This is a genomic window from Streptomyces sp. NPDC016309 (assembly GCF_043077235.1).
In the GTDB taxonomy this organism is placed as follows: domain Bacteria; phylum Actinomycetota; class Actinomycetes; order Streptomycetales; family Streptomycetaceae; genus Streptomyces.
The window spans coordinates 25,318-38,507 of record NZ_JBIBSG010000019.1 but is presented as its reverse complement, the minus strand read 5'-3'; the positions used below and the strand labels follow the sequence as shown (position 1 = coordinate 38,507).

The window sequence follows — 13,190 nt, the reverse complement described above, 5'->3', positions numbered from 1 at the left end:
GAGGTTGGCACGTGCCCGCTCGCCCTGCCCGGCAGGGGCGAGGTCTAGCTGACTCTCCGGCCGGAAGCGAGGCGGAACTACATCTCCCGGTGCTCCGTCCCCGGCTCCTTCTCCAGCCAGATCTCCTCCGCGTACACCAGCTCCTGCGCCCGCGACCGAGTCGCCCGCCGGGCCGCCGCCCGCTGCTCCACCGGCAGCTCCTGGAGCAGCTCGCTCGCCAGCTCCCCGATCCGCTCCGTCACCCGCAGATCCAGCTCCTGAAAGTACGCCGCCTGCCGCTCCGGGCTCCCCAGCGCCTCCAAGGCCCGCGGCCGGTACGTCTCCCAGTACTCCCGAGCCGTCTGCCCATGCCTGCTGAGCTGCGTCACTTCGGATCTCCTCATCCTCGCGGAGCGGCGGCTCCACTCCCCCGATGCTCATACGCGTACTCCCCCGTGGTGCTGGTAGGGCACAGACCATGGACCCAGCCCGGCACGCCGTCACCACAGACGGGACCAGGGACTCCCCCCGGCCTCGCCCGGATGCTCAAGAGCGGCCGGACGTGATCCATCCTCTGTGACCCTACGACTCACCAACAGCGGATTTCCCCTGCCGCACCGGCGGTTGCCTCACGGCACCCCGCGCCACGGCCATATCAGTACGCTCTCATTATCTGGCTACATTTTCTCCATGGCGAAGGTGAGCATGAAGTTCCACGTGGCCGTGACCGAGGAGGCCCTGAAGGCGCTCAACGCGCACCGCAAAGCCGAACGGGATCGCGAGGAGAGGTGGGTCGCCGCCCGCCGGCAGGAGCTGATCGTCCCCGGCATGTCGCGGCGCGAGGTCACCGCAGTCCGGCGCGACATCCGGGCCCGGGTTGCCCGGATGCGGCGCTCCGGCGAGTTCGGCGGCACCCGGGACGACATCGTGACCCGGGCGGTCCGTCAGGAGTTGCGCACCCGCGGACTGGACCGCAAATGGCCGAAGCCACCGGAGGGCGCGGTCGACGCGCCCGGTCGCCCATGGGGTACGCCCCCGAGCACCCCGATGGGAGAGGGCGGCTACACCAAACGCGTGTCGGTGAGCCTGCCGTACGACCTCGGCGACACCGTCCGCCGCGCCGCGTACTGGACCAGCAAGGCCGCCGTCGAAGCACTCCAGGAGTGGGCAGACCGGTGGGGCGACGGAGTCGACGTGGCACCACGGGAAGCCGAACGCGATCACATCCCCGCCGAACTGGCCCTCAAGACCGCAGCCGGGAGACCCTCCGCGCCGCAGTCCGCACTGGAGATCCGCGACCACCTCCGAGCACAGATCCTCACCACCGGCGACCTCCTCCGCGCCGCGATCGACCGGGCGACCAGCAATGGCCAACAGGAGGTCACCTGAGAAACCGTTCCAATTGGAACGCTTCCGTTCGATTTTAAATAGAACGAATAGCGGGGCATTCCCAGGCGCAGCCAGACCTTGCCGACCGATGCATGGCCGACGGCCGCACCTCTGGCAATATGACCGCGTCCGAGTACCCACCCGGGGAAGCCCACGGAGGTCACATGCCCCCCGCCCAAAATCCCGAGCCAGAGCACCGCGCCAAGGTCATCACCACCTTCCAACAGAAGGGCGGCGCCGGGAAGTCCACCATCGGCGTCAACGTCGCGGCCGTCCTCGGCGAGAACAACCCCCCCGCCGACCCGGACGATCCCGACTCCCCGTGCCCGATCGTCGCCGCCGGAATCGACCTCCAGGGCTCCCTGGACGAGTGGGCGCGGAAGGTACCCGCCGAGCGCCTTCCGTTCGACTACCTCATCACGCGCGGCAAGCTCGGCGAGCTTCCCGCCCTCGTGAAGGACCCGGCAGTCCGCAGAATCGTGGTCGACACCCCCGGCTTCGCCGACATCGACCCCACGAAGCCTCTGGATGCGGAGGACCCGCTGGGCGACGGGCCGGCGGCAGAGGCGATGCGGGAGATCCTTGATCTCACCGACCTCGCCTTGGTCCCGATCGTTCCAGTGGAGACCCTGACACACAGCCCAGCGGAGTTCACGATCGAGCGCCTGCTGCGCCCGCGCGGGATCAAGTTCCGCGTGGTGATCAACAACTGGGACTCCGGGGCGGACCGCACACGGGCCGACCTCAAGGAGATGCAGGAGTGGTGTGAGGTGCGGGGCTACCCGTACATGCCTCAAGCCATCCGCCGCTACAAGATCCACGCGAAGGCTCCCGAAAAGGGACTGACGGTGATCCAGTACCCGGAGAGCGGCACGGCACTGCGAGCGCGGGAGGACTTCTACAAGTTGGCCCTGGGCGTGGAAGGACTGATCTGATGGGACGCCAGCGCGGCGGATCCGCGATCGAGCGCTTCGAGTTCAAGAGCGCCATCGACATGGCGCAAGCCCTACCGAACCTGTTCCGCCCCATCTCCGGGCAGCCCAAGACCCTCACGTCGGACGAGCGCCAGTCACTCGCACAGTGCGAGGCGGCCGTCGACACACTGAAGTGGGCCTTCTGGCTGGCCGGCAAAGCGTTGCAGATCATCCGGGACAGTCGGCTGTACCGGGCGGAGTACGACACCTTCGAGGACTACTGCTGGACTCGTTGGGGGATGAAGGACAACTACGCCAGGAAGCTGATCCGGACGTGGCAGGTAGCGGAGGCGCTGTTCGATTTGGCATCGAACGATTCCGTTCCAATTGGAACGCCTCGCCTGTCCCTAGAGCAGGCCAAGAAGGCCAACCAGGCCCAGGTCTGGGAGCTGGTCTCCGTTCGCGAGACGTGGGACGTGAAGGAGGCGGTCTTCGTGTACGCGACGGTGGCCGCCTCCGGCGTCCCGGTCACAGCCGAAGTACTGCGCGGGGCAGTCGACGCCCTCCCGAAGGGCGAGGAGTTCGACAGGGAGGCCGCCAAGGAGGCCATCCAGTCCTTCCTTGACAGTTGGAGCGACGAGAAGGACGAGGGGGAAGTCGACGTCACCGCCCGGGCAGAGAAGGCGGTGTCCTCGTCATGGGTGCGACGCCTGGCGCGAAAGGACAGAGCTACCGCCGAGCGTTATCTCGATGCGCTCGAAGCGGAGATTCTGAAGTGCCGGGAGCAGCTCAACGAGACCCCGAAGCCGAAGCGGGGATCGGAGAAGGCAGCCGAAGCTCAGGAGTCCCCTGCCGCAGATGAGCAGCCGGCGGGCGCCGACGGCGGGGGAACTGACCACCCCGAGCCTGTGGCCGCGTAACTACCCCGGAACGCAAAGAAGCGGGCCCCGTCCGAGGACGGGGCCCGCTTCTTGTTTCAGCTCAGGTGCCGTGTGCAGGCCGCAGTGAACAGCTTGGTGAACGGGTCGTCGCCGGGACCGGTGCGGCGCCCGTTCCGCGGCGGGGACAGGTGGCGGTGAGCCAGCGGGGCAGGCCGCCGTGTGGGAAGCAGGCTCGCAGCGCGGCGTACAGGTCGGTGGGGACCGAGCGCCCGGTCACCGGTCAGGCCGCTCGGGGGCGCTGGAGCCGCGCCGTGGGCTGGACGAGGCGACTGAGGAGGGGTACTCGGCGAGCCTACGCGCGTCAGCAGGGCGGGTGGACGTGGCGCCAGGCGCTGCGGAACACGCCATCTTCACTGGGGAAGCGAGGCTACGAGGGCGGCGAGCAATGCGGCACCGAGTGCGACTAGCGATACGCCGGTGATGATCCCGGCGAGGCGCAGGCCCGCGTACTTGCGGCGGGCGATCTGCGAGAGGTGAATGACGTGGGCCACGCGGTCGTCGGGGGTCTGGAGGTCCTTCACCAGATCCTGGGGCGTGCACAGCGACCAGTAGAGGAAACTGCCGCGCGCGGCGCCCGACAGGCGCGGGTGAACGACGACGAGCACCACGAGCATGGCGATGATGAGGCCGACGGCGCCGGCACCGACGAGGATACCGACGACGAGCGGTAAGTCGCGGCCCGGAACCACCGCGACGAGCGCGGCGAGGGGCAGAGAGAAGCTCGTGAGCAGGACGCCGGACTTGGAGTCCGTCCGGGAGATCTCGGCGAGGACGGTGGCGTTGGCCGCGTCCAGACGGGCGTCGAGACTGTCCGAGGTAGACATCGAGTTCCTTCCGTGGTTGCTGAGCTGGGGGGAGATGCGGGGCGGCCGCGCACCCCCTGGTCGGGCGCGCGGCCGATCCCGTATCGGCGGTCAGGTGCTACGCCGCGGTGTTGGCGTCGACGTCGAACAGGCCGATCTGCATCTCCGCGAGTTGCTGGGAGCGCTGTTCGTTGACGCGGGCCCGCTCGACGGCGAGGGCGTCCCGCCAGCAGGGCCAGCACCAGGGGCGCAGCTCCTCCAGCGGCGCGGCCGCGTTCTGCACGTCGCTGGCATGCGGGATCTGCGGAGCGGCCAGCAGGGGCTTGTTCCTGCCGCTGTTCGCCGCGTTGCACCGGTCGTCGTCGCCCGTGTGGGTCTTGCCGCAGGCGCCGCGGCAGGCACAGCGCCCGCCGCGCGCTTCGAGGACGAGGACCAGGACGTTGTCAGGTCGCTGCACGATCGTTCCCCTCATCGGTCGAACCGGTTGTTGGTGCGGGCGATGACGCCGCGGTTGTGCGTGGTGATCTCGGTGTTGTCCTGGACGACCGTGCCCCCGTAGTGGTGGTGGATGACGGGCGGGGCGGCCTGCACGGCCTCCTTGGCCCGGCGGACGAGACGGCAGAAGGCAAGGAGCACGACGGTGGGGGCGCCGAGGACGATGCCGCAGACGACGGGGTCGGCGTACTGGGACAGGTACATCAGGACGCCGGTGGACACGCTGATCATGGACAGCGATCCGGCGCCGGCGAGCATGACGACGCTGGTGTCGGTGGCGCGCTGGCTCATGGCGGCCCGGCCGGGCTGCTGGACGGGCGGGGCGCTACCGATGGTCGGCACGGGCGACACGTCCTTGTAGAAGGTGGCGACGGGCGCGTTGTCGCTGTAGACCTCGTCGATGAGGCGCTCTGCTTCGGCCTTCTGGGCTTCGCTGAGCGCGCGGCCGGCGGGGCGGTCGGGGTGGTTCACTGGGGTGGCTCCTTCGACGCGTTGGGGGAGTGGGCAGGGGACCGACCGGTCTTGACGGAGTAGCCGGTCCCCTGCCGTTTCTGGGGTCAGGGCAGGCGGTAGACGCCCCTGCCGAGCGCGACGAGCGCACCCTCGTTGGCGAGCGCGCTGACCTCGTTGTTCACGCTGCGAGTGGCGGGGCCGCCTTCGGTGCCGCAGCCGACGGCGGCGCGGATCCCCTTGAGCGACAGCCCTTCGGCGCAGCCTTGGAGCGCGGCGACAATCCGCTCGCGGATCGTCGGCGCCTTCGCTTTGGCCGCCGCCATGGGCGACGGCGCTTCGGGGAGGTCCCCGCCCTTGTGCTGCTTGGCGTTCTCGTCGGCCTCCAGGAGGCCCGTGACGCGCTCCAGTTCGCTGTTGAGGGCGTTCATGTCAGCCCGGCCCCGAGAGGGCGCTGACGGGCCGCCTGCGGCCTTTCCTGAGCCCTTGGCGGCCTCCGTGCCCCGGTGGGCGTACGCGGCGCCGGCGGCGCGGGCTTCGCCCTCGGTGAGGGTGGGCATCGGGTGGCCGTCCATCAGCTCCTGGAGCTGGGGGTAGAGGCCGTTGACCTTCTTCAGGACGAAGGTGCGGAAGAGGATCGCCTTGCCCTCGGTGATCAGCCAGCCCATGCCGGGGGTCGGCACGCCTTCGGTGTTGGCGGTGCCCTCGAACAGTTCCTTCGCTCCGGCGCCCTCGTAGATCCGCTCCGGGATGGGGGAGATGTGGGCGCCGACCGGGGCGATGCCGTCCAGGCCCATGCCCTGGGTGGAGGAGGAGGCCGTACGTAGCAGGAAGACGTGGCCTTCCTTGCCCTTCTCGCGGATCTCGTGGTTGTCGCCGAGTTCCTTGAGGTGGAGGGACTGCACTGCGAGGTCGATGCCGATGCCGACCTTCTGGCCGGTCTTCTGGAGGTCGCCGATCATCCAGGCGGCTTCCTTGCGGACGTCCTGGTCCAGGGAGGACAGCAGGCGGTTGATCTCGTCGCCGGTCCACTGGATCAGGCGCCACGGGCCGTGGAAGTCGAAGTCTCCGCGACCGTTGCTGTGTTCCTCGCGGTACCTCTTGACCGCGTGCAGCGCGCGGAGCTGCTGCATCGTCTCTTCGGGGCCCTTGGCGAACCAGTCGATGCGGCCTTCCATCTCCGGCATCGACATGCCGCCCTGGACGTCGGCCATCCAGGAGATGACGCCCGAGATGCGCTGTGCCGCGCCGAAGAGGCGCATCAGGCCGGACTTGCCCGCGCCGGTGGTCCCGGCGGTGATGCCGTGCTGGGCGCGGCCCGTGTCGAAGTTGAACACCTGGATGCGGGCCATCGAACCGTCGTGTGCGACGCCGATGGAGATGCGGCCGCGGTCGTCCATCGTCAGGTCCTCCACCGTGGGGGCCCGGACGTGGAGGAGGGGGTTCTCCCGGTAGATGTAGACGACCGCTTCGCGCGGGCCCGCGCCTTCCATGACGAGGCGGGAGATGTCGTCAATCCCGAGCGCGGAGCACAGGGCCTCATGGTTGACCCGGAGGGTCTTGCCGCGCGGGGCGGCGATCCGCAGGCGGATCTGCTCTTCGCCGATGCTGTACGCGACCAGGTCGACGCCGGGGGCGGCCCCGCCGGTGCTGTTGACGTGTTCGGCCCAGATGCGTTCCAGGGCGGCCCCGGGGTCTGCGGCCTCCACCTCCAAGGCCTCCCGTGCACGCCGGGCCTCGGCGAGGCGGGGCGCGACCTGGATGGCCAGGCGGCCGGGACCGTACCCGTCGACCGGCGCCGTTGCGACCGCGTCGACCGGGACGTCGAAGACTCCGGCGATGGCCCGCTCGTCCAGCGTGCGCGGCACGGTCTGGCCGGCGGGGGCCAGGACGACCGCCACGAAGTCCGGCTCGCTGGGGTCGTACTGCTGGATGCCCTCCAGGGCGGTGTCCCCGGTGGCATCTGACCGGTTCCACAGGGCCCGCATGTGGTCGGCGAAGGTGACCGGCTCCGCGTCCACGACCTCCGGCTCACCGGCGAGGACCGGGAGGTTGTCCACGGCCCGGGCCAGCCCCTTGGAGCGAGTCCAGGGGGCCATGGGGATCATCACTGCTGTCCAGGCGGCCGCGCCCAGCATCGGCCACCCGTTGGGGTAGCCGAAGACGGGGGTGAGCAGGCCGCTTGTGTAGGCGGCCGTCCAGCCGAGCACGGGCAGGGCCCGCAGGGACGAGGTCAGCCGTCGCGTCCAGTCGTCGGTGTCGCTGCGCTTCCACAGCACGACGCCGGTGAGGGCGCCGGTAGCCAGGGCCGCGCCGTGCGCCCACCACGGAAGGTCCATCTGCGGGCCGATGGCGGCCCAGGTGCCGGCGGCGCCGTACACCGTGCGCTCTGCCCAGGCCAGACGGCGGGCGGTTTCGCGGGTCAGCCCCCGCTCACCGGCGGCGGCATCGGCCTTTACAACGTCGGTCGTCGTCATATCCCCTCCGGGAGGAAAGAAAGGGGAGGGGCCTCGGCGAATTCGCCGAGGCCCCTCCCGTGAGGGCTTTCCGCCCCGGCGCTCTCACGGCCGGGCGGGTATTCGGTTACTTGACTTCGTTGAACCCGGGCTTGGGCTGGCGGACACCCATGGACTGCACGGCCTCGTAGATCCCGCCGTATTCGCCCTCGTGGGCGGCCTTGAAGCCCTGCGCGTCCGTCTGCATCTGGTCGGCGGCATTCACCAGCTCACCGGATGCTTCGGCGACCTCCCGCAGCGACGTGGCGCCCTCCATGATGAGAGCGGTGAATTGCGGCTCGACTTCCGCCGCGTCACACATCTCCGACATGTTGCTCGCCTTAGTGGCGTTGCGGCGAAAGAGCGCCTGGAGCGCCCAGATCTTCTCCTTGAGCAGCAGGGCCCGCCCCGCGAGCAGGGTGACGGCGGCGCCGAGGCTGAGGAAGCCCAGGTTGCTGTCGGGGACCGCGGGGAGGCTGTCCCCGCGCGGAACGATCTCTCCGGCCACTGGATGACCTCCTAGTTCTCGTTGTGGACGCGGGCGGACGGCGTGCGCAGACCCGCATCCGCGGTCGCCTGGGTGAGCGGCCGGTAGGCGTCGTCCAGCTCGGTCTTCGCCGTCTCGCAGGTCTCGGCCGCGTGCAGCGACTTGACCGACATCTCCTCGGCCTTACGGGAGAGGACTTCCATCGACTCGGCGAGCTTGCGCATCGCCCAGGCGGTGAGAGTGCCGATGATGTTGTGCTTGGCGGCCAGCCGCGCGGCGAGGGTGTCCAGCGCGTGCATCAGCTCCTTGGCCTGCCCGGCGAGAACGAGGCATTCGTCGTGCGCGGCGAAGGCCTCCGAGACCACCTCGTCCAGAAACTCGGTGACGTCATCGAGCGTCACCTCCGTCGCATGCTCGGGGTTCGTCCCGTCGTCCATCGCGGTCGTGACCGTCGCGGCCCTCACTGCGGGCGAGTTGCCCACGGGCACCTCCTTCGTCTTCGTGGTGGGGCTTCCGGCGCCGGCGGGTAGACCCCGGGCCCCGGTGGTCAGGGCCTCGCGCGAGGAGGCCTGGTACCCGGGTGGGAAGACCTGCTCCGCCGTCCACACCTTCTGTTGCTGCGGGTCGGTGTCCCGCATGGAGTCGTAGGCGCTGCGCCGTTCCCCGCGCGGCGGCCCGGTGTAGAACTCCCAGCCGCTGCCGGGGGAGTCGCTGGTGTCCTCCGCCCTGGCCCGGGCCCGCTCGCTCGCGCGGCGGGCCCGCTCCTTGCGGCTGGCCTTGCGCCGATCGGCCGGGCCGGTACCCGGAGCGGAGCCGCGCGTCTTCTTCTTCGACTTCGGCTTCACCCGGACCTTCTTCTTCCTGCCGGGCCCGGAGGCCTTCGTGCCGCCGCCGGGCTTGGGCTTCTTGGTCAGGTCGACCTTCGGCCCGCCGCCCGGGGCGGAACCGCCGGCGGGCTTCGACTTCTTCGTGAGGTCGACCTTCGGCGCGGCCCCCGGCTTGGGCTTCTTGGTCAGGTCGACCTTCGGCCCGGCCGATGTGGAGCCGCCGCTCTTGCCCCCCTTCTTCTTCGACTTCTTGCGCTTGACCGTGGTCAGCACGGGCGGGGGGAGGTTCTTGCTGCGCTTCTTCCATCGGCGCCGCGCCGCCTTCGCGACGGCCTGCCCGAGCGTCGTACGGTCCGCGTCGGCGGCGGCCGCCGTCTCCTTCTTCTTCCGGCGGGCCTTGGCCCGGGCCTTGCGCGCCTTCTGCTTGGCCTCGAACTTCTCCTGCCGGACCTGCTCCCGACGGGCCTGCCTCGCGTCGGCCCGGGCGTTACGGACCCGGTCCTTGGTGTCCTGCCGGGCGTCCGCCGCGCGGGTCTTGCGGTCGCGGGCCGCGTCCCGGTCCTTGGCCCGGTTCTCCGTTCGGGCCGCCTGCCGGTCCGCACGCCGCTGCATCTTGGCGCCCTGCCGTGCGGCGGCCCGTTCCTGGCGGCCGCGGGCCCGCTCCAGCGCCGGGCTGGACGTCTTCGAGCTGGGGGACTTGGCACCGTTGAGCGACTTGACCCCTGTCCCCGAACCGCCGCCGTTCTTCCCGGAGCCCGGCAACTTCGAGCCGCCGCCCTTGCCCTTGGCGCCGAGCGAGCCGAGCCCGTTGGACGTCTTCGGCGAGGTCTTCTTGCCGCCCGGCGTCAGCCCGCTGCCGGAGCCGCCCTTGCCGCTGCGGCCGGGCCCGGTCCCGCCGGCGCCCTTGCCGCCGCCTCCCTTGAGGGAGCCGCGGCCGCCGCCGAGGGCCTTACGGCCGTAGTCCTGGCTGGAGGGGATGGTCTTGCCGCGCTTCTGCGCCGCCTTGTCGCCGATGCTCTGCATGGCGAGGGCATGCTTGGCGGCGGCCTCCTCGCCCGCGAGCCGGTGCTTGAGGCGGGCCTCGCGCAGCGGGGCCAGCTCCTCGGCTCGCTCCTGGCGCCGCTGGCGCCAGTCCGCCAGCGCGGTCGCGGTGCCCCGCAGCGCGGCGAGCGCGATGGCCAGGGTCGCCGCGAGGCCGAGGGCCGCGACGCCGGGACCGTCCGCCTCGCCATCGCCGTCGTCCCGGTGGGCGGGCACCGTCCCCTCCGAGCGGAGGGCGACGGTGCCCGACCCGGTCGACCCAGGGGTCGGCGGGAGCGCCGGGGTGAGGTCGGCCAGGGAGTCGGCCACCGACCGGCGCCGCCGGGAGGGGACCACCATCCCGTCGCCGACACCCGCCTCCGGCCCGGAAGCCGGGGGAGACGGTTCGACGGACGGGGCCGGGGGCGCCGGGGGAGGGGCGCCCGGGATCGGGGGGAGCCCCGGCGGGGCCCCTCCCCGAGATCGGAAGGAGACGACGTTGCCGTTCCGGTTGTCGTCCCGAGGGTCATCAGCCACGTGCTCTCCAGGGTTGACAGAGGGTGACCGGATAGGAGATCCTCGCGCGCCCGCGCGCCCGTGCGCCCGCGCGCCCGCCTTGGCCCCCCAAAACCGGTCCGCCCCCGGGTGATGATGATCGTGATGACGCTTACGCGTCGTGACTGCCGTCGTGACGGCCGGTCCAGTTCTCCAGCGTCCGCGCGAGGTCGTTCCACAATTCCGGATTGGCCTTGCAGATCGCGCGGGCCCGGTCCCACCAGGCGTCGGCCAGACCCGCGTCGCCTCGCGCTTGAACCTGCCGGGCCTGCCGCGCCGCCCAGTGGGCGGCGCGGCGTTCCCGGCGGACCTCGGAGATCGAGGGCACCTGCTGCACTGCTCAGGCTCCCTTGCGGTCGAACAGGTCGTTGACGCCCCGGACCGTACGACCTCCGGACGCCTTAGCGGCGCTCTGACCTGCGGTTTCGCCGCTCTCCTCGGTGTCGCTGTCAGGCCGGGCGGTCATCGCGCCGAGCGTCTTGTTCAGCGACTTCGTGGCGAAGGTGTTCACCTGTTGGCGCCGGTCGGCCTTCGCCTTGGCTTTGGCCGCCCGCTGAGCGGGCAGGGCGGCGACGGTGCGGACGTGGTCGGCGTACGCGGTGCGCAGCCCCTCCGCGGCCTGCGCCTGGAGCCGCGACCCCTTGACCAGGCGGTTCAGGTGCTTTCCGACCTTCCGGGCCCGCCTCCGGGCCGACCACTTGCCGTCCCCCTCCACGTGCTGGGAGAGCAGGACCGTCTGGAACAGTGCCCGGACCGCCTCGTAGTCGCTGTGGTCCGCGCTGTGCTCGCGCTGCCGGTCCAGCGTCCAGGTGGTCAGGTGCTCCAAGTTGAGCAGGGGCCGGAACTCCGCCGGCACCCGGCTCAGGACCTCATCGGTGTTCGTGTGCTCGATCTCGGGCACGGGGTGATCTCCTTTCGGGGAAGGGGCCCGCCGACTCTCGGGGGCAGCGGCGGGCCCAGCCCGCGACGTACGGCGCCGCGCGGGTCAGCGAGCGGCGAGGTGCTTGGTGCGGTCCGCAGGGCTCAGGAGCCCCGCTTCGTCCAGCAGCCGTAGGGCCCGGTCGCGGTTGCAGCCGACGGCCGTACGGGCGGCGTTGACGGTGACGTAGCCACCGTCCGTGGGAAGGTCGCGCAGGATCTGAATCGCTTCTTCGTCCGTACGGACAGCCGCCGTACGGCCGCCCGTACGGGGGGCGGGCGTACGGGCCGTACGGGGCTTTGCCGTACGGGCCGCCGTACGGGCCGTACGGTCTGCGCCCGTACGGTCTGCCGTACGGTCCGTACGGGGCGCGTCCGTACGGTCTGCCGTACGGGCCGCACGGGCGGGTTCCGTACGGACCGGGTTCGGGTCGTCCGTACGGTCCGGCTCGCCCCGTCCGGCGGACGGGTCGGCCGCGTCCGTCGCGGGCTCCGCGGGCGCCGTCACCTTCTCCTCGTGGTCGTCCTCCAGGAGGCGGTGAACGCGCCAGACGATGGCGACGACGACGAGGACCGCGACGACGATGAGCCCGATGCTCGGGTGCTGCTTGCCGTCGACCACCGTCACGCCCGTGCCCGTCATGTCGGCCACGTGGTAGGTGATGTTGGTGGCGGCCATCAGGCCGAGCGCATACGGCACGTCCTTCCGCATGCGGAACGCCGTGACCGCGTATACGTCCAGGCCCACCGGCATTGCCCACCCCAGGTCTCCGAACGGGGTGTCACCCAGCCCGACCATCCTGGCGAAGGCCCACTCACCGGAGGCGGTCAGGGCGATCACGGCCGCAAGGGCGATCCAGATGCTGCCCTGCTTGATGACCTCCCCCCGCTCCCGGGACCTCTTGAGACTGGCCGCTCGCTTCTCGGCGAGCCGGCGGGCCTCTCGGGCGGCCACCAGCTCGCGGTTGGCTTCCGCGAGCTTGGCGTCCGCCTCCTTGCGTACCGCGCCGGCGGCGGTCCGGGCTTCCTCCTCCGCCTCCCGGCGCAGCCCCTCGAACTCGGCCGCGAGCCGTGCCCGCTGCGTCTGCCGGTCCTGCTCGTGCTGCTCGCCGAGCTGACGGAACTCGGCTTCGATCTCCGCCCGGGCGGCATCGACCTCAGCCCGGTACGCGGCGAGTTCGGCGTCGATCTCCGCGCGGCGCGCGCTCAGCTCCTCGTCCAGGTCAAGCCGGGCCGACCGGCGGGTCAGCTCCAGCTCCGAGTCGAGGGCCGCACGCGCCGTCCTGATCTCCAACGCCTGATCCTGCGCCTCACCGACGATGCGGGCGGCGTCGTCCAAGGCCTTGCGGTAGGCGGCCTCCGCCGAGGTCCGGCGCAGATCCACCAGGGCGTTCGCCCGGTCCTCCGCCTCGGCGAGCACGACGCTCACCTGCTCCTCGGCTCCAGCGAGCAGGCTCCTGGCCTGTTCCTCGGCGTCCGCCATGATCTCGTCGGTGGCGGCGGCCGCGTCGGTTCGGGCCTGTTCGAGGATCTTTGCCGCGTCGCCGCGGGCTCCGGCGCGGACGGTGTCCGCGTCATCCTCGGCTCGGCGCAGCCGCTCCCCGGCTTCGTCGGCGGCCTCCACCAGGACGCGCTCGGCGTCGGCGGCCGCCGCCCGGCGGATCTGGTGGACCTCGTGCTTGGCGGCCTGGATCAGCGCCGCCGCTTCCTGAGCCCCGGTCCACCGTGCGCTGTCGATCACGTCGGCGGCGCGGTCACGGAGATCCGCGGCCAGGGCCTCGCCGTCTTCCCGCGCCTCCGGCTTCGGCGGCGGGGTGGCCGCCTTGGTTGAGCGGCGCGGCGTCGTCGTTTTCCGGGTGTTGCGGGCAGGTGGCTTACGGGCCCCCACACCGACCTCCTCTCGTGCAGGTGGCCGCC

General features: G+C 71.2%; 13 protein-coding genes. 3 read left to right on the top strand and 10 right to left on the bottom strand.

Going from position 1 to position 13,190, the window contains the following annotated elements; all coding sequences use genetic code 11:
* Positions 1 to 77: 77 nt before the first annotated feature.
* Complete coding sequence (locus ACF068_RS31135) at positions 78 to 368, bottom strand: hypothetical protein (protein WP_392277660.1); 291 nt, start codon at positions 366 to 368, stop codon at positions 78 to 80.
* A gap of 301 nt (positions 369 to 669) precedes the next feature.
* Between ACF068_RS31135 and ACF068_RS31130 the strand changes: the two genes are divergently transcribed.
* From ACF068_RS31130 to ACF068_RS31120, 3 genes are all read left to right on the top strand, one after another.
* Positions 670 to 1,368 (top strand): hypothetical protein, encoded by a 699-nt coding sequence (locus ACF068_RS31130; RefSeq protein WP_392277659.1) that lies wholly within the window; start codon positions 670 to 672, stop codon positions 1,366 to 1,368.
* Positions 1,369 to 1,532: 164 nt separating this feature from the next.
* Entirely contained in the window at positions 1,533 to 2,303 is a 771-nt protein-coding gene (locus ACF068_RS31125; protein ID WP_392277658.1) for a ParA family protein, read from the top strand.
* Positions 2,303 to 3,202 carry a hypothetical protein gene (locus tag ACF068_RS31120; protein WP_392277657.1) on the top strand — a complete coding sequence of 300 codons (900 nt, stop codon included), beginning with the start codon at positions 2,303 to 2,305 and terminating at the stop codon, positions 3,200 to 3,202. The genes ACF068_RS31125 and ACF068_RS31120 overlap by 1 nt, the downstream gene beginning before the upstream one ends.
* 371 nt (positions 3,203 to 3,573) lie before the next feature.
* Here ACF068_RS31120 and ACF068_RS31115 read toward each other — a convergent pair whose 3' ends face one another.
* The 9 genes from ACF068_RS31115 to ACF068_RS31075 form a co-directional block, all read right to left on the bottom strand.
* Complete coding sequence (locus ACF068_RS31115) at positions 3,574 to 4,047, bottom strand: Pycsar system effector family protein (RefSeq protein WP_392277656.1); 474 nt, start codon at positions 4,045 to 4,047, stop codon at positions 3,574 to 3,576.
* A 97-nt stretch (positions 4,048 to 4,144) separates the two neighbouring features.
* Positions 4,145 to 4,483, bottom strand: coding sequence for a hypothetical protein (locus ACF068_RS31110; protein ID WP_392277655.1), 339 nt, complete (start codon positions 4,481 to 4,483; stop codon positions 4,145 to 4,147).
* Between the two features lie 11 nt (positions 4,484 to 4,494).
* Positions 4,495 to 4,992, bottom strand: coding sequence for a hypothetical protein (locus ACF068_RS31105; RefSeq protein WP_392277654.1), 498 nt, complete (start codon positions 4,990 to 4,992; stop codon positions 4,495 to 4,497).
* Between the two features lie 86 nt (positions 4,993 to 5,078).
* Positions 5,079 to 7,448 carry a hypothetical protein gene (locus tag ACF068_RS31100; RefSeq protein ID WP_392277653.1) on the bottom strand — a complete coding sequence of 790 codons (2,370 nt, stop codon included), beginning with the start codon at positions 7,446 to 7,448 and terminating at the stop codon, positions 5,079 to 5,081.
* Positions 7,449 to 7,554: 106 nt separating this feature from the next.
* Positions 7,555 to 7,974 carry a conjugal transfer protein TraB gene (locus ACF068_RS31095; RefSeq protein WP_392277652.1) on the bottom strand — a complete coding sequence of 140 codons (420 nt, stop codon included), beginning with the start codon at positions 7,972 to 7,974 and terminating at the stop codon, positions 7,555 to 7,557.
* An 11-nt stretch (positions 7,975 to 7,985) separates the two neighbouring features.
* Positions 7,986 to 10,160, bottom strand: coding sequence for a hypothetical protein (locus tag ACF068_RS31090; RefSeq protein WP_392277651.1), 2,175 nt, complete (start codon positions 10,158 to 10,160; stop codon positions 7,986 to 7,988).
* Positions 10,161 to 10,467: 307 nt separating this feature from the next.
* The gene (locus ACF068_RS31085) at positions 10,468 to 10,692 is read right to left on the bottom strand and encodes a hypothetical protein (protein WP_392277650.1); all 225 of its coding nucleotides are present in this window, start codon (positions 10,690 to 10,692) and stop codon (positions 10,468 to 10,470) included.
* Between the two features lie 3 nt (positions 10,693 to 10,695).
* Positions 10,696 to 11,256 (bottom strand): hypothetical protein, encoded by a 561-nt coding sequence (locus ACF068_RS31080; RefSeq protein WP_392277649.1) that lies wholly within the window; start codon positions 11,254 to 11,256, stop codon positions 10,696 to 10,698.
* 84 nt (positions 11,257 to 11,340) lie between these two features.
* Positions 11,341 to 13,161: a hypothetical protein gene (locus tag ACF068_RS31075; protein WP_392277648.1), complete on the bottom strand. Its 1,821-nt coding sequence runs from the start codon at positions 13,159 to 13,161 to the stop codon at positions 11,341 to 11,343.
* Between the last annotated feature and the right edge of the window lie 29 nt (positions 13,162 to 13,190).